The following is a 26,690-nucleotide window of genomic DNA, read 5'->3' as shown; positions in this document are numbered from 1 at the left end:
CGGTTCCACTCAAGTTTTAGTGTGAGAATGATGATACCGGGGAGCAACAATGTTGTATGGGATTATTTTTTTACCCACATTGGAACCGGTTCCTTTGAAAAAGGGACTTCTGATTTTGCACTATGATTGGAGATTGTATGACGTATGAAAATGACAAGAAAGCAGCTCTATCGGCGAATTGAGCAAGCTGAACCGGGAGAGATTGCTACACTGGAAGCTAAGATCGCCACATGTCCCTGGAGACAGAGTTATCATATTCAGCCCGTAACCGGTCTGCTTAACGATCCTAACGGATTTTCCTTCTATGAAGGTTACTACCATCTGTTCTATCAATGGTTCCCTCTTGGAACGGAGCACGGCATGAAATATTGGTATCATACTCGCTCAAGCAATTTGGTGGACTGGGAGAATGTTGGCATTGCGATTGAACCCGGAACTCCTTATGACTCGCATGGAGCATATTCCGGAAGTGCGATTGAAAAAGATGGCAAGTTAAACCTGATCTACACAGGCAATACGCGGGATGAGAACTGGATTCGACATCCGTTTCAGTGTTTGGCGTTCATGGATGAGAAGAATGTGGTGACGAAATTCGAGCATCCTGTCATTTCTGACGTACCGCCTGGATATACCGAGCATTTCCGAGATCCAAAGGTGTGGCTGCACGAAGATGTCTATTATGGTGTCATTGGAGCCCAGCGTACGGATGAGACAGGATGTACGGTTCTTTATCGGTCGGCAGACTTGAAACATTGGCAGTTTCTTGGGGAGATCATCACAACATTAACTGCCTACGGATACATGTGGGAATGCCCCGACTATCTGGAATTGGAAGGTCACGGCGTACTCATTTTCTCACCACAGGGCATTCCGGCCGAATCCGACCGATACCAGAACATTTATCAATCGGGATATCTGATTGGTGAACCTCTGAACCTGGAGACGAGAGAATTCATACATGGGAAGTTTGACGAACTGGATCGTGGATTTGATTTTTATGCGCCCCAGACCATGCAATCACCAGACGGAAGACGAATTCTGGTTGCATGGATGGGACTTCCTGATCTGGCGTATCCCACAGACGAGAGTGGCTGGGCCCATTGTTTAACGATTCCACGGCAATTATCGATCCGAGGTGGCAAGCTTATTCAGCAACCCGTTCCTGAAATGGCCCAGTTGCGCAAGGATCAGCAAGGTATTATGGCTCAGGACTCACTTCGCAATGGAAGCCGATCCTTTACAGGCTTAAATGGTATCGCTTACGAACTCCAATGTGAGATTAGCGACAATGATGCAGACCTTGTGGGCATTGAGTTTAGGGCGAGTGATACGGAGAAAACAGTCATTCAGTATGATCGCCTGCAGCGCAAACTTATGTTGGATCGCAGTCAGTCAGGTGCACCGCTCCCCGAAGCCAATGGTGTCATTCGCACCTGTGCTTTAAATGAAGGTATGGATGCAGATGCTCTAATTAAGCTGCATCTGTTCGTGGATTCGTCCTCGGTTGAGATATTTGTCAACGATGGACAGGAAGTCTTCACGAGCCGAATCTTCCCAAGCCGGGACAGTACAGATATTCGATTTTTTGCACACGGAGGCAAGGCTGATTTCAGAGCGGTTATGTGGAAGGTTTAGATTGAATGAGAAAGGAATGAGACAACATGTCGGATAATGGGCGCATTGCCAAAGAGGTCATCCAGGCCGTCGGGGGAAAAGACAATATCGCCTCCTTTGCACATTGTGCAACACGGCTTCGCATCATGGTGAAGGATAAAGAGCAGATTGATCAGAAACAAGTTGAGAACATCGACAAGGTGAAGGGTGCCTTTTTCAACTCGGGACAATATCAAATTATTTTCGGCACAGGTACGGTCAACCGAATTTTTGAAGAGGTGGAGAAGCAGGGGATCGAAGGGACATCGAAAGAAGATGTGAAGAGTCAGGGGAAAAAGGAAGGCAATGCATTTCAGCGGGCTATTCGCACATTTGGTGACGTCTTTGTTCCGATTATTCCTGTGCTTGTGGCAACAGGGTTGTTCATGGGTCTGCGCGGTCTGCTTACGCAAAATGAAATTCTGGCATGGTTCGGTGCGACGCCTGACGACATATCGCCAAACTTTCTGCTGTTCACGCAGATTCTAACGGATACAGCTTTTGCATTCCTGCCTGCGCTTGTCGCCTGGTCCGCATTCCGCGTATTCGGCGGGAGTCCGGTTCTCGGGATTGTACTTGGCCTAATGCTCGTGAATCCAGCGCTGCCGAATGCTTATGCTGTAGCTGATGGTTCGGCGCAACCCTTGCATATGTTCGGCTTTATTCCCGTCGTAGGATATCAGGGCTCGGTACTGCCTGCCTTTTTTGTAGGTTTGCTTGGTGCGAAGTTTGAAAAAGTATTGCGTAGACGTGTGCCTGAGGCACTGGATTTGATTTTAACTCCATTTATTACGCTAACGGTAATGATCACGCTGGGACTATTCGCCATTGGCCCTGTATTTCACTCACTTGAAGAGTGGGTGCTGCATGGCACAACGGCTGTACTTGATCTGCCTTACGGAATCGCTGGTATTATAATTGGCTTCTTCCATCAGATTATCGTGGTTACGGGTGTACATCATATCTTTAACTTTCTGGAGATTCAATTGCTTGAGAAAACGGGTTTCAATCCGTTTAACGCGATTATTACATGTGCGATGGCTGCACAGGGGGCGGCATGTCTTGCCGTGGGTTTGAAAACCAAAAATATGAAGCTCAAAGCACTCGCGCTTCCTTCATCGTTATCGGCATTCCTTGGTATCACTGAACCAGCAATCTTTGGTGTGAATCTGCGTTATATGAAACCATTTGTGATGGGATTGATCGGGGGAGCAGTAGGTGGCTTCATCGCTTCGCTCTTCCATCTGCAAGGTACGGGTATGGCCGTGACGGTAATTCCCGGAACACTTCTGTATCTGAATAGTCAATTGCCTTTGTATATCTTGTCCAACGTAACGGCAATGGCGATTGCTTTTGCACTGACATGGTTCTTCGGTTATAAAGATCAATCTGTAGAGACAGCTTCCGGTAACGGTTTGTCTGTGGAATCGACGATTGTATCATCTGCTTCAGGCGTAGCTTCATCTACTTCTACATCGGTAACGGAATCGGTCAACGCAGCATCTCGTCCCAAAGTGAAACAGCTGGAGATCGCATCCCCGATCCATGGTACAATCGTTGAACTGGAGCAGGTGCCTGATCCGGCATTTGCGGAAAAACATATGGGAGAGGGCATCGCCATTGAGCCATCCGAAGGCAAAGTATATGCTCCGTTTGATGGCGTTGTTGCCCATGTCATGGATAAGAGTAAACATGCAGTTATTTTAGAACACGAGACAGGAGTTCAACTGCTGGTTCATATCGGTATCAATACCGTCGGTTTGAAAGGAAAAGGCTTTGTTACTCATGTGAAAAGCGGAGATACCGTGCTTGCGGGGCAACTTCTCATTGAATTTGATATGGAAATCATCGAGGAGGCTGGGCTTCCGTTGATTACACCCGTGTTAATTCCAAGCGGGAACGACGCCATTGCTTCTGTGACAGCGATATCAAATGGCATTGTGCAAGCGAACGGAAGAAAAGTGCTGACGATAGAGTTTACGGAGCCGCAATAAGTGAATGCCACGTAAAACAACGTAAACCGTTACAGAGCCCTATGAACTTTCTTAAATCTTAAATCATTGCTTTAAAAAGGGTACATCAGGTTACGATAAAAATTACAAAAATCAAGGGAAACCGTGTGGAGACATCCTCCGCAGGTTTCCCTTTTTCTGATGCTATTACAGTCCGGCATTCCGTTTAAGTCGTTCTGCAATCTGAAGAAAGTCTTCTGGGGATATACCAGGAGCGAATTCTTCTGGCAAGTCGGGAAGTTCAGGAATTGGCCCTCCATATCCCGGTAAACCTGCAAAGGCTTCCAGTTTACCCCCGTCGGTAGGATGCACACCTTTCCATATCTGGGCAATCTGCTGATAATCCTTGTCACTGAACGTGTACAATCGGCGTTGCTCACCCATGGCTTCCCATTTGCGGGTAGTCTCAAACGCTTTGTTGTCTAGAGAGGGGATCGGAATCAGCTTGGTCACGTCGACCCCGGTCGCAATCTCCAGTGCTTTGGCGTATGCCAGAATGTGTACACCGCCTCGGACAAGCAGATAACCCGTCATCTCACGAGCCGTATTGTTGTCGGTCATTTCGTACACTCTCATTTTGTGTGTTCTTGCACCACATTCCAAAAAGAAATTATGAAGCAGATCCAGAATCAGATTACCGCTACTGAAGACATACGAGCCATTCCAGGGTCTTCCCATGGAATCATAGGGCAGCGCTGTCTGCGCGGATTCAATAAAATGTGAAGTCATACGTAAATCCTTGGCTATGCGAAGCGGTGTGGAGTCTGGTTCGCCAGGTGACGTTGAGCCTTCGAGCATCAAATTAATCGTGTTGGCGACAAGTTCGACATGACCGAATTCTTCCGCCGTAATACTGGCGACAATGTCATAGAAAGGACGCAGCTTGGATCTGCCTCTGAAGTTAAACGACTGATACATGTAATTGTTCAGCGTCGACATCTCGCCATATTTTCCACCTAGCAATTCCTGAACTGCACTAGCTCCGTTGGGATCCGGATTATTCGAAATAGGCAATTCAATGGCAAGACGATCTACACGTTTAAACATGTCAACTCCTCCTCAATCCTCATTACAATCAAGGTATGAAGGTTGACTTGTACGTTATTCAATCTATTGTTGTGCCCTTAACGCTTGTGCCATTTTTCGTAAGGGTATATTCAATCACAGCACCACTCCAGAAATGGAACTTGAGCTGAATTTCGCCATCTTTGGTTTCGTTAAAAAAGTTGGGTTTCAGTTCAATGACGTTGCGATCATAATCCGGGCTAAACGTATAGGCAAATTCCTTAAATGATGTCCAGTTCTGAGGGCCAGCATTTTCTCCATTGGCATAGGTCGCTTCCATCGTTGCGAGCTGATCGCCACCAAATGTGACAGGAATAGCGAAAGCACTGGTTGTACCCTGTGCGTCACTTAACACAGGTGTGTTGTATTGAATAATATGCAGCGTCCAGTCTGCACCTTCACTAAAACCGGCTGTCAGTGTAGCATTTACACCTAGTTTGCCTTCAGTTGTTAATCGGGAGAGTAGATCTGATGTTAAAGTGAGCACACCGTTTCGAATCGTGTAATCTTTACCTCGTAGAAGTGGAGCTGTACCATTTTTCAGAGAAAAGAAGCGGTTTCCATTCAAATGGAGAGTAATTTTTACATTCTGGATGAGTTCATGTTGTTTCAGATAAACTTGATCGGTCTCTGCTGTGGATGAACGTCCGTTCCAGCTAGCCCGGATCATATCAAACAGTTGTTGATCTGACCAAGTATAGCTAGTGCGTCCAAAATGTTGTCCATTGTCCCAAAGCATGGTGGTCATCTGTTTTCGACGTGAGTAATGTCCAACGAATTCAAAAAACTTCAATTTCTCACCTTGTTCAATCACACCTGTATGCTGGTCAAACCCGAGTAAACCGTACTCACCGATGATGACTGGAATGCCTTTGGCTGTAAAGGCATCGTGAACGCGGTCAAACGTATCGGTAACGTCCTTTTGTACTTCGTCGTTGAATTTGGTGAATCCCGCAATGTTCACGCTGAAAGGCCAGAACCCGTAATAATGTACGGTAGCGATGAGATTAGGATCATCCAGCTTTTGAATCGTCTGATTCAGCGCATCCAGATCAGGCTGAGCCGATGAAGTATGCATGGTAGGCAGTACAAGTGGACGGGTGTCATTGTTACCGCCGGACGATCTTACGATATGATGAAAAGACGTGTTTAACGTATCCAGCATGCGGTATCCCGTGTCTGCATTCGTAGTGCCACCTTCGGTGAAGCGGGGTTCATTGACACTTTCGAACATCAGTTTCTCGGGTGCATCTTTGAATTTGTTTGCAATCTGTGTCCAAATGGCATTGTAGCGCGCAAGAACGTGATCATAGTCTTTCTCCATGGTGCTAATCCAGCGCCAGGAATCATGATGCAGATTGATCATCACATAGAGGTTAGCTTCAAGCGCCCAGCCTACGATCTCCTGAACCCGATTTATGTAAGCAACGTCAATGTTGTAATCCGGTTCGTCACCAATGTGAGCTTCCCAGGTAACGGGGATACGTATGCTTTTGTACCCTTGATCGGCAATCGATTGTATGAGTTCTTTCGTAATGCGTGGGTTGCCCCAAGCTGTCTCATCATCCCCCACAGCATCCAGCGAGTTACCCAGATTCCAGCCTGGTTCCATCGCGTTAACATAGGTTTGCATTTTACTTACGGGGGCTGGTTTGCTGGTGGGTTCGAGGTTGTCTGTAGCTGCAGAAGTCATCGCCGTCGAGAACAAGGACAGAAACAAGGCGGCAGCCACGGAGATCGAGAGGATGGACTTTCGTTTTTTTGGCATCAATAACATCTCCTATTCAAAACAAGATGATGAAGCTAAAATACTGAAAGCGTTTTCTGAACAGTAAATATATCACAGTTGACAGGAAGGAAATACCATCACAATTGGAATAAAATTCATTCGGATATTAGTGCTTATCTGCTGCATTTGATTTATATTTAAATGAAAGGCAGTACACTGAACTAACGTGGACAACACAGGAGGGCACATATCATGAAACTCGATGCACATCAACATTTTTGGAATTATAACATCCGTGACTATGGATGGATCGGTGAAGAGATGAGTGTGATTCAGCGTTCATTTCTGCCGGAAGACCTAGAGCCAATCCTTACGGATTCTGGCGTCTCGGGCTGTGTAGCTGTGCAGGCAAGGCAAAGTCTTGAAGAAACCGAGTGGCTGCTCGAACTCGCGGATAAGCATGATTTCATTAAAGGCGTAGTTGGCTGGGTAGATCTACGCTCTGAGGAAGCCTCATCTCAGCTGGAAAAGTTTGCGGCTAACCCGTGGCTGAAGGGGGTTCGTCATGTCATTCAGGACGAGCCTGATGTAAAGTTTGTGCTGCGTGAGGATTTTCAACGAGGGATTGCCCTACTGGAACAGCACAATCTAGCCTACGATTTGCTCGTATCGAAGGAACAACTGCCGTATGCCGTGGAATTGGTTCAAAAGTTCCCACAGCAGCGCTTTGTCATTGACCATCTGGCTAAACCGGACATTAAGGCGGGAATCGGTTCGCCTTGGAAGGAAACCATCGAAGCGATTGCCACGTATCCAAATGTCTATTGCAAATTATCTGGTATGGTCACCGAGGCAGATTGGAATAAGTGGACCCAGGAAGACTTTGCCCCCTATCTGGATACTGTGCTTCAAGCCTTTGGACCTAAGCGAGTGATGTATGGATCGGACTGGCCGGTATGTACCGTAGCAGGAACATATGCGCAGGTTTTCGATCTGCTGAAAATGCATGTTCAAAGCTTGTCAGAGGCAGAGCAACAAATGATTTTTGGTGATAACTGTGCCGCGTTTTACAAATTATAAGCAACTGAGAAATAGCGATGGCATAGAGAAAAATGACCTTTAACTGAGCCAATAGGTATGTTTAATTAAATTGCGTGCGTTGACATATTTCCTGTTTCTTGGTAATGTTTTATCTAATCCGCATAATGTTTTCTGGGAATGTTACCGAATACGGGCATAACCTGAGCTGGCTTGTGATACACGTCATAGTGTATACAGGCTGGTTCGGGTTTTTTCTATTTTCCAAGTGGCAGATCTGGAGGACAGAAAAGGGGCGGATCATGGAGTTACATATTTGAAAGGAGAATACGAATGACAACATTTAAATTTCCTGAGAACTTTCTGTGGGGTGGAGCAATTGCAGCTAATCAGGCAGAGGGAGCATACCTTGAAGGTGGTAAAGGGCTGAGCATCGTTGACCTGCTGCCAACGGGAGAAAACCGTAGAAGCATTATGAAAGGAAATGTACCCGCGTTTACACCGCTCGCTAGCGAGTTTTATCCATCACATGAAGCGATCGATTTCTATCATAGATACCCGCAAGATATCGCTCTTTTCGCCGAAATGGGGTTCAAAGCATTACGTGTATCGATCGCTTGGGCACGGATATTCCCGACAGGTGAGGATGCACTGCCGAATGAAGCGGGTTTACAATTTTACGATGATCTATTTGATGAGCTCTTGAAACATGGCATCCAGCCTGTGGTTACGCTGGCTCACTTCGATGTGCCTGTACATCTGATTGAGAAGTATGGCAGCTGGAGAAGCCGCAAACTGGTGGATTTGTTTGAAACCTACGCGATAACGGTATTTACTCGCTACAAAGATAAAGTGAAATACTGGATGACGTTTAACGAGATCAATATGCTGCTTCATCTTCCTTTCCTTGGTGCCGGACTGGCATTTAACGAAGGTGACAATATCAAAGAGATTCAATATCAAGCGGCACACCACCAACTCGTTGCAAGTGCGCTTGCCGTTAAAGCTTGCCATAAGATCATCCCTGATGCCATGATTGGCTGTATGCTCGCAGCAGGCAGCTTCTACCCGTACACATGTAACCCGGAAGATGTATTCCAGGGGATGGAGAAGGACAGAGAATCCTATTTCTTCATCGATGTACAATCACGTGGGGAGTACCCGGGTTATGCCAAACGTTTCTTCAAGGATCACAACCTGAACATTGTGATGGAGCCGCAGGATGCTGACATTTTGCGAAACAACACAGTAGACTATATCGGCTTCAGCTATTATTCCAGTCGGACAACCAGTACAGACCCTGAAGTGAACAAAAATATGACCAGTGGTAACGTGTTCGGTTCTATAGCCAATCCATATTTGGCAAAATCGGAATGGGGATGGACGGTTGATCCCAAGGGTTTCCGTATTACGGCGAATCAGCTACATGACCGTTATCAGAAACCTCTGTTTGTGGTGGAAAATGGATTTGGTGCACATGATGAGGTGAGCCCTGAGGGTGAAGTCGATGATTCGTACCGAATCGATTATTTGAAAGGCCATGTAGCTGAGATGGGGGAAGCCATTCAGGATGGCTGCAACATCATCGGTTATACCAGCTGGGGGCCCATTGATATTGTCAGTGCCTCTTCCGGGGAGATGAGAAAACGTTACGGTTACATCTATGTGGATCGTGACAATGAAGGTAAAGGCGAGTTGACTCGGATCAAAAAGAAAAGCTTCGAATGGTATAAAAATGTCATTGCCTCTGGCGGTACAGACCTGGGAGACAAGTAATCTCAGTTTTTTGAGAGCAGCTGTTTCCAAGCATGAGGAAGTTGCATGATTCATGCAAATTCCTCATGTCTGCTCGTTGAAAGCGTTGACATATGACGCAGTTCACGCTATACTTGACGCAAATATATCGTTACTGGGATTGTTACTACATCACACGCGTAGGCAAAACCTGAGCACCAAAAAAAGCAGACCGCCGCGTCTTGTTTATTTTGTGATGCTCCAGGTTTTTTTGCATGCCCATAATTGGATATATCTTGGCGACTAGAGAGTGGGACGTGACGGGGGGATTGAAGTGAAAATAGCAAAGGTTATCAACAATAACGTCATTAGCATCTATCAGGCCGACGGAGCAGAGCTTGTGGTGATGGGACGTGGGATTGCCTTTAAGAAGAAGCCGGGAGATAAAGTAGACGAGACCCGCATTCAAAAAGTATTTGCCTTGAAAAACAAACAGACATCCGATAACTTTAAAACGCTTCTGCGGGAAGTTCCGATGGAACTTGTTGAGATTGTGGAGGAGATGATTGCCCATGCACGTGACAATTTGGGGCGTAAACTGAACGAGAACATCTATGTTTCGCTTACAGATCATATTCACTTTGCCATCGAGCGTTATCATGAGGGAATCGAGATCAAGAATGCTTTGATGTGGGAGATCAAGCAATTGTACAAAGCGGAGTTCGGGCTGGGATTGCGCATGCTGGAGCAGATTAATACTAGGATGAATGTCGAGCTCCCACCAGATGAAGCGGCCTTTATTGCGCTCCATATTGTGAATGCGGAAATGAACGAAGAAGTCATTACGACGATGAATATTACGAAGTTTATCCAGCAGATTATTAATATCGCCAAGTATCATTTCAAAATGGAGTTTGATGAGGAGTCTCTCAGTTACTTCCGTTTTATCACACACCTCAAGTTTTTCTCCCAGCGAGTGCTTAGTGGAACGCATTATGACAACAATTATGATCATTTTTACGACATGATTAAGGAGAAACATCCTGAAGCAGCAGCATGTGTAGAGAAAATCGCATTATTTGTCAAAAAAGAATATGATCATGAACTCACCAATGAGGAAAAGTTATATCTTACGGTTCATATCGAACGTGTCGTGAATCGTTAACATTTTAATTATTGACATAAATGGGTATATTATAATATTATGTTTGTAACAGGAATTGAATACGATTTAACTGGGATTGTTACTGGTTATGCAGGCAAAACCTAAGTCATGTGTATTTCGGAATTTTATGTCCGTTTACTCAAGGCTTAGGTTTTTTGTGTGCAAAAAATCGGTAAAAAGACTGTTAGACAACAAGTAGGAGGGCAAATCATGAGTCAAGAGAAACTGGCCAGAGAGATTGTGGAGCGGGTCGGCGGTGAGAAAAACGTAGAATCACTGGTTCACTGTGCAACACGTTTACGATTTGTATTGAAGGATGACTCCAAGGCTGATAAAGCAGGTCTGGAGAAAACAGAAGGTGTTATTGCCGTTAAAGAAAACGGAGGACAATTCCAAGTTGTTGTAGGCAACAAGGTCCCCGAAGTGTATCAGGCAATTGGTCAGATCAGCAATATTTTGGACGATTCATCGAGTAAAGAAAAAAGCGGCAAAAAAGTTAAAGGACTAGGCGGAATTATTGACGTCATCTCCAGTATTTTTGCACCACTGCTAGGTGTGATGGCAGGAGCGGGTATTTTAAAAGGGTTGTTGCTGATTGCAAACAATGTGGGTTGGCTGGAAAAGACAGACACGACCTATATCATTCTGTATGCAGCGGCAGATAGTTTGTTCTACTTCTTGCCACTGCTGTTAGCGGTTACAACTGCACGTAAGTTCCAAGGAAATGCATTTGTCGCATTGACGATAGCAGGAGCATTGATCTATCCAACCATTATTCAATTGAAAACGGACGGAACGCCGACAGACTTTTTCGGTATTCCTGTAGTCCTGATGAGTTATGCTTCGACCGTCATTCCAATTATTCTAGCTGTTATTGTGATGAGCAAGCTGGAGAAGTTTTTTAACAAGATACTTCACGATAGTATTAAAAACTTTGTTACACCGCTATTTTTGCTTGTTATTATGGTTCCGCTCACATTGCTTGTCTTCGGACCATTTGGTGTATACGTTGGTAATGGCATTGCATCGGCGATGGTGGCTGCATTTGGATTCAGCCCGTTACTCGCCGGAGCTGTGATGGGTGCAAGCTGGCAGTTGCTCGTTATCTTCGGTGTACACTGGGGTCTGGTGCCTGTATTTATTAACAACATTGCCGTACATGGTCAAGACGGTGTGAAGCCAGCAGCGACAGCTTCTATCTTTGCTCAAACGGGTGCAGCATTTGGTGTCATGCTCAAAACAAAAAATAAAAAATTGAAAACACTCGCTGGTTCTTCAACACTTACAGCTCTGTTCGGGATCACCGAACCGGCCATTTACGGTGTTACATTGCCGCTGAAACGTCCATTTATTGCAGGGGTTATCGGTGGTGCTGTCGGTGGAGCCATTATCGGTCAGGCAGGTACGCAAGCTTTTGCTTCCGGTGCGCCTGGATTGCTGACTTTGCCGATCTTCTACGGACCGGGTGGTCAAGGTTTTCCGGGTTTGATTATCGGTATTGTCACATCGTTCATTGTTTCCGCAGTATTAACGTATATCCTGGGCTTCAAAGACCCTGTCGATGATGAAGAAACAAAGGTAGAATCCGTACCATCTGCTGGAGCAACAGCTACACATAGTAAAGATGCTTCTTCGAAGTCATCTGCTCAGGTTACTGTTACTTCCGATCAAGAGGTATTAAGCCCGATTGAAGGTAAAATTGTTGATTTGGCTGAGGTTCCAGATCCGGCGTTTGCTTCAGGCGCGATGGGTAAAGGGATTGCAATTGAGCCATCAACAGGACGGGTTGTTGCTCCTTTTGATGGAACGGTAACAGTCGCTTTTAAAAAGAAACATGCGCTTGCTGTTGTTTCGGATTCAGGTGCTGAAATTCTGGTGCATGTGGGTGTAGACACGGTCAAACTTGATGGACAGCATTTTATCTCTTACATCGAGGAAGGCGATAGAGTGAAGGCAGGTGATCTGCTACTGGAATTCGATATTGAACAGATTAAAGCGGCCGGTTATCCTATCGTAACTCCAATCATTGTAACGAATTCGGCAGATTACAATGATGTTGTTCCGCAAGCTACTGGACAAGTAAGCAACAAGGATATGCTCTTGAAAATTGTTGGAACTGAAGCTAATAAAGCCTAAGTCATTAGAACAGCGTGTTTGTCTCCATAGAGTTAGACAGAGATAGATAGAGCATTAAACAAACAACCGCCAAGAAATCTGTGGCGGTTGTTTGTTGTGCGTTCGTAATAAGGTTAACTGGCTATGGAAGGAAGCTTGCGTTAGTTCGCCTTCACTACGCCGGAGTGTACATTGCTTGTCAAACGATGAGGTGGATATACCTTGCGAACTGGAGCAATGATCATTGTGGCAAAGATGGCTTTGATCAGATCCCCGATGATGTAGGGATAGAAACCTTGAATCATCGCATCCGATAACGACATGCTGAATCGGTATGCCAGCCAAGGAACACCTGTGACATAGTTTAATAGGGATCCAAACAGCTCAATAATAATAAAAGCAAGCGAAAAACCTTTGATTCCTCGAATCTGCACTTTAGAAAGAAGTAAGCCAATCAGCAATGCGGCAAACGGCCACATAATTACGTATCCCCCGGTTGGCCCCAGTAGCACACCAAGGCCGCCTGTACCATGTAACAGAGGAAAACCAAGTCCTGTAAGCACAACGACAAGGGTTATACTGAGAAAGCCATAGAGTGGCCCAAGCAGTCCACCAGCGAGCATCACTGCTAAAGTTTGTAAAGTGATTGGTACAGGTGAAAAGCCAAGAGGGATGCTTATGTATCCGAAAATAACGAGAATGGCAGCCATAAGTGCACTAAATACAATGCCTCGCAATGATAATTTCATGTTTGTACAATCCTTTCGATTTTGATAGAATTATTGTTAACCAAGCCAATTAACATGGTTGACGATTAGCATGTTATCATATAATTTCAGAATGTGAAAGGACTAATTTATAAATGCAAGACAAGTTACCTATCATTTCATTGCTAGATGTCCGTGTGTACTATGCTGCTGAAAGCGGTGAAGTTAAAAAGGCGCTGGACGGTGTCTCGCTTACGCTTAAAGCGGGAGAGTGGTTAAGTATCGTGGGGGCAAATGGCAGTGGGAAAAGTACGCTAGCCGGATTGCTGCTCGGTTTCATTCCTGTATCCGGTGGGGAGCGAAATATCCCGGCAAGTCTGGTCATTCGTGGTGTATTACAGCAGCCCGAAGCACAGGTGCTGGGGGATACGATTGAAGAAGAATTTCATTTTGCTTTATCGCATTTACATATATCCGGCGAGGAGAAGGCGAGACGGCGACAAGAAGCGCTGCATCTAGTTGGCCTTCACCACCCGCTGGACACAGTGATCGCACGTTTGTCCGGTGGACAGAAACAGTTACTTAACATTGCTACTGCCCTTGCGGTCAAGCCGGATGTACTGGTTATGGACGAACCTGCAGCGATGCTTGATCCTGATGCGAGAGACCGCATAGAACGTATTGTTCAGTCCGTCACAAGCCATGGTACGGCAGTAGTCTGGATTACTCACCATCTGGAGGAAGCGACCTTATGTGATCGGATTATGGCTATGAGTAAGGGGAAATGTGTCTATGACGGCATACCGGAGTCTTTTTTCTATCCAGAGGTCACAGCAATGGAAGCAAAATCAGATACGAAGTCGTACGGATGGCATCTATCTCCTTGTGAAGAGGCCGGGCTGGAACCGCCTTTCACGGTAAAGACGTGTCTGATCTTGAAACAGCGCGGGAAACTGCAGGATGTTAACCCTCTTCGGCCTGAGCAGCTTGCGAAGGAGGCTGCGCGTTGGTGATTGAACTTAATAATATATACGTGCGAGTTCATGATGAAACAAAACGAACCTTACTTGATCATATTTCGGTAACGCTGAACCGCAGTGAGATCACACTGCTTCTGGGCTGCACTGGCTCTGGCAAGACAACGCTGCTGCAAACGATGGCTGGTCTCAAGCAGCCGGATTCTGGGGACATTATGCTTGCAGGAGAGCCGATGTGGCATAATGGCAAGGTACCTCAATCTGTTTTGTTTCAGGTGGGACTTGTGTTCCAGTTTCCAGAGCAACAATTGTTTGCTCGAAATATTAAGCGAGAGCTGTTATATTCCCTTCGCCCTTATCGTTTGAGTGATGCTGAGCAGGAACAGCGGATCGAAGAAACCTTGGCTCATTGGGACCCGCTTAGAGGAGATGAGAGGGAGCGACGTTTTCACTTGGACAGGTCTCCCTTTGCACTTAGCGGTGGAGAGAAGCGCAGATTAGGGCTTGCACTTGGTTATGTGACGAAGCCAAACTGGCTTTTGTTAGATGAACCTAGCGCAGGGCTTGAGGCACAGAGTATCAGGTTGCTGCTTGATTCCCTGGATGAGCATCGTGTGGAAGGCGGAGGAGCCGTCATTGCGACGCACGACCTGGATACATTTCTACCACATGCAGATCGTGTACTTTTATTGAGGGAAGGGCGCCTGAGAGCAGATATAACGCCGCTGGAACTATATAAGCATCCGGAGTTATTAGTGCAAGCGGGAATCGGTCTACCTCCATCCATGCGACTTGCGGCGCAACTGAGGGAGGCAGGGGTGCAGATCAGTTCTCAAGCGATGACGCCGGAAGAGATGGCGGAATCTATTTTACGGTCCGGGATGGAGATGAAGGATACTTCTCTCAACGCGGAGAGTGACAATGACACTGTTGCGATGACACACTGGACATGTACAAGGACGGCTGCAACTTTCATTTCAAAAAAAGATGGGCGTGGATCTTCTGTTTCTTCAATAACAGACTCTTTGTTGAACGTTAGCGAAAGACCAGAGTCTTCTTCGAGTTCTTCCAGTTCTTTCGGCCGTCTGAAAAGCATGATGGACCCGCGTTTGAAATGGGTATTGTATATGTTGCTTGTTACAGCGGCGATGCTTCAGCATCATTGGGGAGGACTGACGTTAACTTTAATTCCAGTAGCTGGTGCTTTGGCTATCTTGCCTCGACAGATGCTGATGAGTTGTATCAAGTTGATGAAACCACTTGTGTTGTTTTTTGTTCTTTCTACAGCATTATCGGGCAGTACTCTGACCACAGGAGAAAGCGGGATTCAACTGGGCTTTTCCTTAACTCAGGCTGAGGGAACATTACTTAATCTCTACCGCTTGTTCATCGTAACCCTTGCAAGTCTGTGGTTCTCACTTACAACGCCATATGGACACATGGTTGAGGGACTGAACTGGGTGCTGGCTTACGGGCGGAAAATCAGGCTCCCTGTAGCTTCGTTTGCTCTGGCTGTATCGTTGGTTTTTAGATTTATTCCAATGATTTGGAGTGAGTGGCAGCGATTTTCGCTGATCGTACGGGCACGCGGAAAAGTGGCTTTGAAGCCAAATACGGTTCGTGTACGAGACTTGGGGCCTATGATTATTCCTCTAATCATGGCGTTGTTCCAGCGCGCTGAGGATATGACCATTGCGATGGAGATGCGTAAGGTGAGAGAGAACGGCGCGTTTGGCGCTCGTTCCTCACTTCTGTCCTGGAGCAGGCGGGATACCTGGATTAGTATCCTTGGACTGCTTGTGTTTGTTGTACTGGTATCGGTGCGTCATTGGTAGAGACGAAGATGAAGGTGCTGATTTGCTTGTCGTATCAGCACCAGAAACGCAGTGTTTTCCAAGAAAAATGCATAAAAACTTCCCGTTTCGCCCAACTTAAAGGTGCGTTGATCATCTCAAGACGATCAGGAGGGACGAGTGATGGAAGAGAAGTTTTTGCAGGAAGATAGACGTGAATATACCGACGTGTCCACTGTAGAGTCGCAGCGGAATGACATTACGCTTGAAGAATTTCCAGAGGGCCCTTACGGTTCATCCTTGCTGTCTGAGTCGCTTGGGAAAAGCTCGCCGTGGCGAGCAGATCAGAGAACCGCACACCGTTTTGACTATGAGAACCATGAGTTGCATGAGGGAGAAGTGCGAGATTATCCGGGTCAAGATGTCTTTGACGAAACGGTTCCAGATGATGTGCACGAACCTCAATACCCGGGTAAAATGTAATGAAGTCTCTGTTCAGTTAAACTAAGATTAACCTTAAGCAAGCCTCCGACGGGATTATCCTGTATGGGGGCTATTTTGGTTTTACCTTTTTGGTTATAATTGGATGAGTTATTTTGTTATGTATTGTGTTAAGAGGTAAATAATGAAATAATAAGTGAACTGGCATAGCAATTATAAAAAAATGTGTTTACTTCCGTACTGGAATTTTGATATTATAATCGCAATATCAAATGCAACGACGAGATGAGTAGATAAAAATGTTTCTTTCATCAGAGAGCTCCGGTAGCTGAAAAGGGGCAAAGAACCTTTTATCGAATAAAGACTCTGAGCAGCACATCGGAATTGGCTTACGCTGAAGGATGGTGTGACAGGCGCTCCTGTTATAGAGCTAGAGTATAAACGGATGAAGACAGTATCTCAATTAGTTGAATTTTTATTTTACACAATAACGGAGAGTGTAGAAAAACCTGGAGAAGCGAAGCTAAAAGCTTTCTGTAAGAAAGCTACATCGTAAGCATAAGCTTCGCCTTTATCACCGGATTTTCCCTTAAAAAAAGGGGAATTAAGAAATCTGGGGATAACAGCGATTGGAAGGTTATTCCGTCATCGAAGTGCTCGTGTAAATAATTATTTTAACTTATATAGGTAGCTTGGTCATCCATCACATACTTGAAGAGGTGAATATGGCGACATATTTGCGAATCTGGGTGGTACCACGAGTGTTCAATCTCGTCCCTGAGACTTTTGTCTTGGGGATGGGATTTTTTGGTTTTTTCGGAGCTGGGATTACACGCTTTGGATGGACCTGAATAGTGTGAATGAAAGGGTAATACAGTTTCCAGTATCCCATGTACGATGACAGTAACAGATGATCTAACTTAAATCGAAAGGAAATGATGATTCCATGTCAGCAAAATTAAAAGTCGGTATTGTCGGAGGAACAGGAATGGTGGGTCAACGTTTCGTAGACCTGCTGGATCAACATCCTTGGTTTGAAGTAACAGCGATTTCAGCAAGTGCCAATTCGGCAGGCAAAACGTATGAAGAGTCTGTAAAGGGAAGATGGAAACTAGCGGTTCCAATCCCTGAGCCGGTAAAAAACATTGTGGTGCAAGATGCATCTCAGGTTGAAGCTTTTGCAAGCCAGGTTGATTTTATTTTCTGTGCGGTGGATATGAAAAAAAATGAAATTCAGGCGCTGGAAGAGGCTTATGCCAAAACCGGTACACCTGTCGTGTCCAACAACTCCGCTCACCGCTGGACAGCAGATGTGCCAATGGTTATTCCTGAGATTAACCCGGGCCACTTGGCAGTTATTGAAGCTCAGAAAAAACGTCTGGGTACAACTACAGGTTTTATCGCTGTAAAACCAAACTGTTCCATCCAAAGCTACGTGCCGGCGCTGCATGCATTGCGTGAGTTTAACCCGACACAGGTTGTAGCTTCCACATATCAAGCCATTTCTGGAGCAGGCAAAAACTTTACGGACTGGCCTGAAATGCTGGATAACGTGATTCCTTACATTGGTGGCGAGGAAGAAAAAAGTGAGCAGGAGCCGCTACGTATCTGGGGAAGTGTAGAGAACAATCAGATCGTTAAAGCGTCTTCACCATTGATTACAACACAATGTATTCGTGTACCGGTAACAGACGGGCACTTGGCAACGGTTTTTGTGAATTTCGAGAAAAAACCGAGCAAAGATGAAATTCTGGAGCGTTGGTCTCAGTTTAGAGGTCGTCCTCAAGAGCTGGCTCTGCCAAGTGCGCCGAAGCAGTTCATTACGTACTTTGAGGAAGAGAACAGACCGCAGACCCAGCTGGATCGTGATATCGAGCGGGGGATGGGGGTATCCACAGGTCGTTTACGTGAAGACTCACTCTATGACTATAAATTTGTAGGATTGTCCCACAACACACTGCGCGGAGCGGCTGGCGGTGCCGTGCTGATTGCTGAATTGTTGAAAGCGGAAGGATATATTCAACCGAAGTAACGAGTGTCATCCAATAAACAATGAGTAACATCCAATGAGCAGCATGAAAAACGTCGACATGAAATGTCGGCGTTTTTTGGTGTATTCAATTAGTTTAGGGTAGCTTTAGAGCCGGAAGTTTCCCACTGGGCGGGATTGGTGATGTCAGGAATGCCTTTCTCCAAAATTTCTTGATAATGGAGCGTTTTTTCTTCCAGATGCGCAACACGCTGTTTTGCCTCTTCCAGTTGAGTGAGCGCTGCTTCCTTGAATTGCATCATAAGAGCCAGGCGCTGCGGAACGGTCGAATCACCTTCAAGGCATAGATCTACATAGGTTTTGATATCTTCAATCGGCAGCCCCGTTTGCTTAAGGCATCTGACCCCGCGCAGCCAGTTGATCGCTTCATCGTTAAACAATCTTACATTATTTTTGTTGCGTTGCACGCTTGGAATCAAACCTTTATCTGTATAATAACGAACTGCATGCTCCGTGAGCCCTGTAATCAAGGCAGCTTCATGAACCGTAAACATGTATGATTCCTCCTAAAAAAGAACTACAAAATCGCTTGACTTCGTGTTACACGAAGGTACTAGGGTTATTGTAACGCAAGCTGATTCAAAGCGAAATAACACAGTGCTGTTCATAGAGTTTATGGACAGAAACGCTTGATTGCTTGAGTTAAACCATAAAACCTTAGGAGGAAATAATATGATGCAAACGGTAAAATTAAATAATGGTGTTGAAATGCCCATGATCGGCTTTGGTGTGTATCAGGTTCCTGATCCGCAGCAATGTGAGAACACCGTCTATGAAGCGCTAAGAGCAGGTTATCGTCTGATCGATACGGCAGCCGGCTACATGAATGAAGAAGCTGTAGGACGCGCGATTAAACGCAGTGGGTTACCGCGGGAAGAACTGTTTGTTACGACCAAATTGTGGATTCAAGATGCCGGATACGAAAGCACAAAGAAAGCATTTGCTAAATCATTGGATAAGTTGCAGCTCGAACAGCTGGATATGTATCTGATTCATATGCCTTTTGGTGATTACTATGGTGCTTGGAGAGCAATGGAGGAGCTGTATCGAGAGGGATTTATCCGTGCCATCGGTGTAAGCAACTTTTTACCTGATCGTCTGATGGATCTCATGGTTCATAATGAAATTGTGCCAGCAATTAATCAGATTGAGACACATCCTTTTCAGCAGCAAGTCAGCAGTGCGGCCTTTTTAAAAGAACATGGGATTCAGCATCAATCGTGGTCGCCATTTGCAGAGGGACGCAATCATCTATTCAGTAATGAGACACTTGCTTCGATTGCCGATAAGCATCAGAAATCCGTCGCTCAGATTGTGCTTCGGTGGCTGACGCAGAAAAGCATCGTTGTAATCCCAAAATCAGTCCGAAAAGAAAGGCTTGTTGAGAACATTGACATTTTTGATTTTGTGCTCAGTTCGGAAGATATGCAATCCATAGATGCATTGGATACGGGAGAGAGCCTATTTATGAAAATAGATGATCCAGAGGTGGCCAAAATGCTTGGTAACCTGAAAGTGGAACTGTAACATATTGCAAGATAACCCTTATATATAAGTAAAAGGCTCCTGATACTCTTTAAGCATTTCAGTCAATTGAGATGAAACGCTAGCGGAGATCGGAGCCTTTTTCTATTGCGGATGAAGTTATCAAGCAGCTGAGGTTTTATCCGAGTTGCGCAAAAGCTCAGAACGCCTGCCCAGCAAGTACCCTGAGAGGGACGCGAGCATCTGCTGAAATACCATACCAAGCACGACAGGAACAGCAACAGGCGGCGGAAAATAAGTAACCGCAAGAACGGCGCCAGCGCTAATGTTGCGCATCCCTCCGTTAAAGACAAGGGCCACTTGATCCGCTTCGTTCCAGCCCAGCCACCTCGCAATGAAATAACTGAGTGCATAGCCGAAGGAGGCCAGAAAAACGATAATTACCGCCAGTCCAGCCAAGCGCCAGTTGAAGTCAGCCAGATAGGGTGCGACAACCGAGCCGTTAATGGCAACGACCGAAGCCATAAACAATTTGGATAATGGATTAAGGCGAGGCCCCCATACAGGAACGATGCCACCTTTAGTCCATTCATTAAGGAGCATACCGAGCAGCGAAGGGAAAACAATCATCCAGAATAGGCTGCTCATCATCGCTGCCGTATCCAGTGTGACGCTTGTGCCAACAAGCAGGGATAACACGCCGGGCACAACAAACGGAGCCAGCAAGGTATCAATCAATATAATCGAAAGCGTAAGCGCAATATTCCCCCTGTAGATGCTTACCCATATAAAACTGCTAATGCCCGTCGGAATGACTGCAGCGAGAACAAGTCCTGTGATGGTATAAGCATCGGTTGGAAACACGAGATGGCCCATGCCTAGCGCAATAAGAGGCATTGCCAAATGCAAGATCAGAAGGCAAACAAACAGCGGAAAAGGCTTTTTCAAGACATTAACAAAGTCTCGTACACTCAGACTAATACTGCCCGCAAACGTCATGAAGGCAAACAGCCAAGGCGATAAATACGTGTAAGAAGATAAAAAACTGCCGCATAAAACACCAATGATAATACTAGTGGGGGTAATCAGCGGCATGATGCGGTTCAAGCGTTGATTTAAGGCCTGAAGCATAATGATGACATCCCTTTTTTGTGTGATTCTCCTATTATACATCGGAATGTCTAGGCATGCAGGCTGATTTGCAATGTAGCTTTGTGAACAAGTATCATGAAGTAAGGTACCATCATTCTGAGATGAAGAAAGGGAGATGATCATGCGAAGGCGAAACAGAACACACAGGACGATGATTACAGCTATTGTGGCCTCCAGTATGTTGATGCTATCCGCTTGTTCGATTGTAGAGCAAGCCAATCAAAGTCTGAGTTATGTAAGCGGTGCTACGGATTATATCAATCAGGTATCGAGTGCTGGAACCGAGTTACAGCAACTTGCAGCAGATGCCATCAATAACCCGGATGTAACGGGTCAGATTCAAGAGAAGATTGATCTAATTCAAGCAGAAGCCGCTGAATTTTCGGAGATGAGTGCGCCTGCTATTGGAGAAAACATTCATGAGAATCTGGTTAGTTATAATAATCAGCTGACAGAAGTTATGAACCAATTCGAAACTTCCGTCGCGGAGCAAGGGATTACCGCTGAGAATTGGGAGAAAACAGGTATTCCAGAATTAATCAACAACATCAACAGCTTGAAGGAACCGCTGAGCGGATTACAAACGGAATAATAAGTTTAAATTAAATATAAGAATAATCTTTCCTTCTCTTTAAGGAGCATTTGAACAGGAAAGTTACAGAAGACGGGTGATCTGGAAGGGCTGCTCGTCTTTTTTTCATATTTATTTTGTAGAAAGAAAAACGATATGGATTACGACAAAGATCCAAAATGCTTGCAGTGTATAAATCGGGAATACTATGAAGGTGAATGTTTGTTTGGTAACAAGCTGAGCTATCATTATCGCATCATTTGACAAAAGTATGATAGACTATTATGGTTATTTAATAAACATTTATATAGTGACTAACATTAATTTAGTTACCTATAAACCAATTTTATTTAGCAAAGGAGATCTATGTTATGTCCGAACATACGGGAAAAGTCATTGTTATCACAGGTGGAGCAAGCGGGATTGGAAAAGAAACAGCACTGCAACTATCTGCACAGGGAGCAACAATCGTTGTCGCGGATTTTAACGAAGAAGGAGCCAAACAGGTTGCGACTGAGATTGAAGCAGCGGGTGGCATAGCCGGAGCTTATAAAGTGGATGTATCCAAAGGGGATGAGATTAAAGCTTTGATTGACTGGACTGTTGAAAAGTATGGAACATTCAACGGGATTTTCAACAATGCGGGTATCGGTCTTGTAAAGCCGTTTCTGGAAATGGACCCGGAATCCTATCACAAGGTTATTGATGTGGATCAACATAGCGTATACTACGGCATGTATTACGGTGCGAAGAAAATGGTTGAATTAAACGTGCAAGGCACGATTGTGAATACAGCTTCGATCTATGGAAGCGTGGCAGCTGTCGGCAGCTTCAACTACAATGCGGCGAAAGCGGCAGTAGTGATGATGTCCAAATCGGGTGCACTTGAACTGGCCGAGCACGGAATTCGCGTGTTGGGTGTAGCGCCTGGGTTCATCGAAACTCCGATTCTGGGGAATGACAAAGCCATGAAGGATGCATTGGCCACTCAACATATGCGCGGAGAGTTAATCCAGCCGGAAAAAGTAGCAAGTGTGGTCACCTTCCTGTTCAGTGATGCCGCGAGTGCGATGAATGGTACAACGGTGGCGGTTGATGATGGTTTCCTGAGTTTTAAAACGAAATAACGGTTATCTAACCCTAAATCATATTGCATTTAAAAGAACAAAAAGGCACAGGAGGTAATTTTCCTGTGCCTTTTCATGTTCACTCTTGTAATCAAATCATCATATAATGGTGTCGAATTATCCCGAAATTTAGAAGTTCATGATACAATAAAAGTGCTGACTCGTTTTATCCATTTGTGGTGTCGTATACAATACGGACTCCAAGTGAGCTATAACTTTCTTCTTTATAGTGACAATGAGTGCAGGTTTTGACTGAGCATAACTCATCATGATGTGTTTGTAATTTTTCGTTACAGCGAGGACATGTATTCACAAAAAGTGTCTTCAACACATTCAACATGCTTAATCACTCATTTCTGATTAAATTACTTGGTTTTAAAATATTATACCCGAATCCAAGTGTCCTGTATATGTTTTTTGTGATCAAAGTTTATCTTTTTTTGGTTTTGTATCTTCGTATTATCTTCAAGAAAGGAAGCGTATAACCGATGGATCTTTTGCTTTTCTTCATCATGTTCATACTGGGTCTCATCGGTTCGTTTTTCTCCGGATTGCTTGGCATCGGTGGGGCGATCATTAATTTTCCTCTATTGCTTTATGTGCCGGAAATGGCAGGGCTCGAACCGTTCACGGCTCATCAGGTGTCAGCCATCAGCATGTTTCAAGTGTTCTTTGCCTCGCTTGCGGGCGTACTTGCATTTCGCAGGAAAGCAAAGGCAGGCATAACTAGCGGCGCCGTGATCGATTCCAAACTTGTGCTGTATATGGGAAGCAGTATTCTGGTGGGTAGTTTAATTGGCGGTTTTATCTCAGGCATGCTGGCTGAACGTATGATCCATCTGGTTTATGGCATTCTGGCGATCATTGCGATCGTTCTAATGCTCGTTCCGAGCAAGGGGCGGCTGGATCTAGACCAACCGCTAACGTTTAATAAAATGATTGCTTCAAGTACTTCGTTTACCGTAGGAATCGTTTCAGGAATTGTCGGGGCTGGTGGTGCGTTTGTACTCATTCCTGTTATGCTGACTGTTCTGAAGATCCCGGTTCGGACAACGATTGCCTCATCCCTCGCGATTGTCTTCATCTCTGCAATAGGAGGTGTTATTGGGAAGTTATCTGCGGGAGACATTCCAGTGGAGCCGATTATCTACACCGTGCTTGGAAGTTTGATTGGCGCATCGATTGGCTCAAGGGTAAGTTCTATGATTAATGTGCGGCTGCTTCGGTATGCGTTGCTTCTCCTGATTGCGATTACCGCGGTTAAAGTATGGTCTTCCATATTCTGATTATCTGTCTTATCTCTCAGACATTTACGATTCCGTAACCAAACGGCTGAACCGCCGTATATAGGGTATGAACATGAACGGAACATGTTTAACTTTAACCGAAGTTGAGGGATCGACCGATGAACAACGTACTTATGAATCAGCCTAAGGCCGAAGCTAATGCAGATGAAGCTTACCGTCTCGCAGAGCAGAAAGCATCTCAGTATTTTGCAAAGCTCTCTCAGCAGCTAGTTAATAACACCCATATAGATGCACTTATTCAAGATTTCAGGATTTGGCAAAAAACACACATCCATCGTTGGAACTGGTTATCCTGGTTCGCTGGTAAAAGAAAACCGGATGCCAATGATACTCAGAAATATATGCATTGGCTCAGTGCGACAGGCAAGATCGATGATTATCTGGATCGCAGCATTTCATATATCTACATGCGTGATCTGGGGCAGGCGCTGGATAACCCGAAAACAAAAGACAAGATTCAGCGTATCGCCAAGGATACCAAAGCGTATTTTATGCGTATCGCAAGCGAAGCACAACGTCAGGCTGATTACATAAGCCCGGCAGCATTATATCGATGGGGACAGCGAGAACAGATTGAAGAGGCTGTCATCTGGGTGATGGACAAATTAAAACATGTTGCAGCAAACATTCCCCCAGAACTCGACGCGGCGCAGGCACAACGTAAATTGATCAAGATTATTCTGGGCGTCGTGCTTCATGTCGACGATGAGCTTACAGAGGACACCCCACGGGAGGAACGGATTGCTAAGCTCGATGCAGCCATCAGGCTTGGTTATTCCTACGGTTTAACATACCCTTTTGTAGATGATCTTCTCGATTCCCAGGTGCTGACCACACAGGAGAAGGAACAGTACTCGGCGATGATACAACAAGCTTTGCATACCGGCATTGTGCCTGATCTTGGAGAATGGAAGGGGCCGCAGCTTGAAGTGATTCGGTATGTACACTCCGAGCTTCGAGAGGCCTTTGAATATATTCGGGATTATCAGCGTGAGGAGATGCGTCACACTTTTTTTGAACAGTCTTATGTGTTCTTTCAGTCCCAGGAGATCGATCGTGGCAAGAAATTATCCAATGCCCATTATACGAATGAAGACCTGTACATCCCGATTATTATTAAGTCGGCGTCGTCCCGATTGATTGTACGTTCTGTTCTTAGCGCACCGGAAGATGAAGGGTTTGATCTGCGCACGTTTCATTACGGGATTTATAATCAACTCGCGGATGATTTTGCAGATATGTTCGATGATATGCAGGCTGAGGCAGTGACACCTTACACGTATTATTTGAAATATCGCGATCTGCGTCCGGATTTGATTAATCCGTATGAGTTGTACTGGGCAGTCATCTCGTTTCTGATCCATGACGTCTACCATTCGAACGCTAAGGCAAGAGAGGTTATCCTGGATCGTGCGATTAACGGGCTGAAGCGCTGCAGAGAGCGACTCGGTCAGGCGAAGTATGACGAGGTCATGACGATCTTTGCTTCAGGGCAACCGGGACTTAACCATGTGGTGCGGCAAATGGTGCGAAAAGCAGATGACGTGGATTTTCTGGACAAATTGCTGCGGGATCAGGTTGTGCTGCAGCTCAGTAACGGTAAACAAGAGAAGGAAGCATTCCAGCAAACGATCCGAACGGTACGTGAACAGATTAATGTAGAACTGCAAATTGACAAAGCCGCTGAAGAGCTCGATATGAAGGGGAAGCTGATGGACGCGGCCAACTACAGTTTGCAAGGGGATGGCAAACGTCTCCGCCCCATCCTTACTTGGGTCATGGGTGTTCAGGAGTACGGGCTTAGCGAGTCGGCTATCATGCCGCTGTTAAGATCCATGGAGTATATGCATACCGCTTCTCTCATCTTTGATGATTTGCCCACACAGGATAATGCCGAGACAAGGCGCGGACGTTCCACGCTTCATCAGTTGCATAATAGCGCTACAGCAGAACTCACAGGTCTATTCCTGATTCAGCGAGCGATTCGTGAGCAATCTTCACTGCAGCGGTTTGATGCGCAAACGGTGCTGAAGCTGATTCAATATTCGGCTATGAAAGCCGAGGATATGTGTATGGGTCAGGCGATGGATCTGGGTTCAAAAGGAAAGCTGCTCTCACTGGAGGAGCTGAACACGATCTGTTTTTACAAAACAGGCATTGCCTTTGAGGCGGCGCTGGTTATGCCAGCGATTTTGGCAGAAGTAAAAGATGAGGAGATCGACGCGCTAAAAACATTTGCGTATCATGCAGGCATCGCTTTTCAGATCAGGGACGACCTGCTGGATTATGGGGGAGATCAACATATCCTTGGTAAACCTGCCGGTCAGGATGAGCGGAATAATAATTCAACCTTTGTATCCATTCTGGGAGAGACAGGTGCTCAAAAAGCGATGTGGGAGCATTACTGTCTTGCTGCCGATTCATTACGTCAAATGCCCAAACCGATCCCATTTTTAAAACATCTGCTGGATTACCTCGTCGGACGTGAACGGTAAGGCTAGGATGTACATGACTTGCATGATCTTCATAATCGAAATTACAACGGATTTACCGCATTTATAACTGCTAT

General features: G+C 45.5%; 20 protein-coding genes. 15 read left to right on the top strand and 5 right to left on the bottom strand.

The window, feature by feature from the left end:
* Positions 1-144 precede the first annotated feature (144 nt).
* Entirely contained in the window at positions 145-1,635 is a 1,491-nt protein-coding gene (locus EC604_RS08000; protein ID WP_123063648.1) for a glycoside hydrolase family 32 protein, read from the top strand.
* 26 nt (positions 1,636-1,661) lie between these two features.
* Positions 1,662-3,647 (top strand): sucrose-specific PTS transporter subunit IIBC, encoded by a 1,986-nt coding sequence (locus EC604_RS07995; RefSeq protein ID WP_123063647.1) that lies wholly within the window; start codon positions 1,662-1,664, stop codon positions 3,645-3,647.
* A 165-nt stretch (positions 3,648-3,812) separates the two neighbouring features.
* Here EC604_RS07995 and EC604_RS07990 read toward each other — a convergent pair whose 3' ends face one another.
* Both EC604_RS07990 and EC604_RS07985 read right to left on the bottom strand, forming a co-directional pair.
* Positions 3,813-4,712, bottom strand: coding sequence for a manganese catalase family protein (locus tag EC604_RS07990; RefSeq protein ID WP_090924024.1), 900 nt, complete (start codon positions 4,710-4,712; stop codon positions 3,813-3,815).
* Positions 4,713-4,770: 58 nt separating this feature from the next.
* Positions 4,771-6,498: a cellulase family glycosylhydrolase gene (locus tag EC604_RS07985; RefSeq protein WP_430538750.1), complete on the bottom strand. Its 1,728-nt coding sequence runs from the start codon at positions 6,496-6,498 to the stop codon at positions 4,771-4,773.
* 213 nt (positions 6,499-6,711) lie between these two features.
* On the opposite strand from EC604_RS07985, the gene EC604_RS07980 reads away from it, so the two are divergent.
* The 4 genes from EC604_RS07980 (at position 6,712) to EC604_RS07965 (ending at position 12,532) form a co-directional block, all read left to right on the top strand.
* Positions 6,712-7,539, top strand: a complete 828-nt coding sequence (locus EC604_RS07980) for an amidohydrolase family protein (RefSeq protein WP_123063645.1) — start codon at positions 6,712-6,714, stop codon at positions 7,537-7,539.
* A 291-nt stretch (positions 7,540-7,830) separates the two neighbouring features.
* Positions 7,831-9,273: a 6-phospho-beta-glucosidase gene (locus EC604_RS07975; protein ID WP_123063644.1), complete on the top strand. Its 1,443-nt coding sequence runs from the start codon at positions 7,831-7,833 to the stop codon at positions 9,271-9,273.
* A 292-nt stretch (positions 9,274-9,565) separates the two neighbouring features.
* Positions 9,566-10,396: a BglG family transcription antiterminator LicT gene (gene licT, locus EC604_RS07970; RefSeq protein ID WP_123063643.1), complete on the top strand. Its 831-nt coding sequence runs from the start codon at positions 9,566-9,568 to the stop codon at positions 10,394-10,396.
* A 210-nt stretch (positions 10,397-10,606) separates the two neighbouring features.
* On the top strand, positions 10,607-12,532 hold the full coding sequence (locus EC604_RS07965) for a beta-glucoside-specific PTS transporter subunit IIABC (protein ID WP_123063642.1): 1,926 nt from the start codon (positions 10,607-10,609) through the stop codon (positions 12,530-12,532).
* Positions 12,533-12,672: 140 nt separating this feature from the next.
* Here EC604_RS07965 and EC604_RS07960 read toward each other — a convergent pair whose 3' ends face one another.
* Positions 12,673-13,260, bottom strand: a complete 588-nt coding sequence (locus EC604_RS07960) for a biotin transporter BioY (RefSeq protein WP_123063641.1) — start codon at positions 13,258-13,260, stop codon at positions 12,673-12,675.
* A gap of 113 nt (positions 13,261-13,373) precedes the next feature.
* Here EC604_RS07960 and EC604_RS07955 point away from each other — a divergent pair, with 113 nt between their 5' ends.
* The 4 genes from EC604_RS07955 (at position 13,374) to asd (ending at position 18,461) form a co-directional block, all read left to right on the top strand.
* A complete protein-coding gene (locus EC604_RS07955) occupies positions 13,374-14,231 on the top strand; it encodes an energy-coupling factor ABC transporter ATP-binding protein (protein ID WP_123063640.1) in 858 nt (285 codons plus the stop codon).
* The gene (locus EC604_RS07950) at positions 14,228-16,030 is read left to right on the top strand and encodes an ATP-binding cassette domain-containing protein (RefSeq protein WP_161556882.1); all 1,803 of its coding nucleotides are present in this window, start codon (positions 14,228-14,230) and stop codon (positions 16,028-16,030) included. The genes EC604_RS07955 and EC604_RS07950 overlap by 4 nt, the downstream gene beginning before the upstream one ends.
* Before the next feature lie 141 nt (positions 16,031-16,171).
* Positions 16,172-16,471: a hypothetical protein gene (locus EC604_RS07945; RefSeq protein ID WP_123063638.1), complete on the top strand. Its 300-nt coding sequence runs from the start codon at positions 16,172-16,174 to the stop codon at positions 16,469-16,471.
* 904 nt (positions 16,472-17,375) lie between these two features.
* Positions 17,376-18,461, top strand: coding sequence for an aspartate-semialdehyde dehydrogenase (gene asd, locus EC604_RS07940; protein ID WP_123063637.1), 1,086 nt, complete (start codon positions 17,376-17,378; stop codon positions 18,459-18,461).
* 89 nt (positions 18,462-18,550) lie between these two features.
* On the opposite strand, the gene EC604_RS07935 is transcribed toward asd, so the two are convergent.
* Entirely contained in the window at positions 18,551-18,973 is a 423-nt protein-coding gene (locus EC604_RS07935; protein WP_123063636.1) for a MerR family transcriptional regulator, read from the bottom strand.
* 181 nt (positions 18,974-19,154) lie between these two features.
* Between EC604_RS07935 and EC604_RS07930 the strand changes: the two genes are divergently transcribed.
* Positions 19,155-20,006: an aldo/keto reductase gene (locus EC604_RS07930; protein WP_123063803.1), complete on the top strand. Its 852-nt coding sequence runs from the start codon at positions 19,155-19,157 to the stop codon at positions 20,004-20,006.
* A gap of 120 nt (positions 20,007-20,126) precedes the next feature.
* On the opposite strand, the gene EC604_RS07925 is transcribed toward EC604_RS07930, so the two are convergent.
* On the bottom strand, positions 20,127-21,095 hold the full coding sequence (locus EC604_RS07925) for a bile acid:sodium symporter family protein (protein ID WP_123063635.1): 969 nt from the start codon (positions 21,093-21,095) through the stop codon (positions 20,127-20,129).
* Between the two features lie 172 nt (positions 21,096-21,267).
* Between EC604_RS07925 and EC604_RS07920 the strand changes: the two genes are divergently transcribed.
* From EC604_RS07920 to EC604_RS07905, 4 genes are all read left to right on the top strand, one after another.
* Complete coding sequence (locus tag EC604_RS07920; RefSeq protein ID WP_151458059.1) at positions 21,268-21,708, top strand: DUF6376 family protein; 441 nt, start codon at positions 21,268-21,270, stop codon at positions 21,706-21,708.
* 350 nt (positions 21,709-22,058) lie between these two features.
* Positions 22,059-22,814, top strand: coding sequence for an SDR family NAD(P)-dependent oxidoreductase (locus EC604_RS07915; protein ID WP_123063633.1), 756 nt, complete (start codon positions 22,059-22,061; stop codon positions 22,812-22,814).
* 488 nt (positions 22,815-23,302) lie between these two features.
* Positions 23,303-24,100: a sulfite exporter TauE/SafE family protein gene (locus EC604_RS07910; RefSeq protein WP_123063632.1), complete on the top strand. Its 798-nt coding sequence runs from the start codon at positions 23,303-23,305 to the stop codon at positions 24,098-24,100.
* 134 nt (positions 24,101-24,234) lie between these two features.
* The gene (locus EC604_RS07905) at positions 24,235-26,616 is read left to right on the top strand and encodes a polyprenyl synthetase family protein (protein ID WP_123063802.1); all 2,382 of its coding nucleotides are present in this window, start codon (positions 24,235-24,237) and stop codon (positions 26,614-26,616) included.
* Positions 26,617-26,690: the final 74 nt, after the last annotated feature.

Source organism: Paenibacillus amylolyticus, from assembly GCF_003719335.1.
Lineage (GTDB): Bacteria > Bacillota > Bacilli > Paenibacillales > Paenibacillaceae > Paenibacillus > Paenibacillus amylolyticus_D.
Note: the sequence above shows the minus strand (reverse complement) of the source record. Positions and strands in the feature narration are given on the sequence as shown.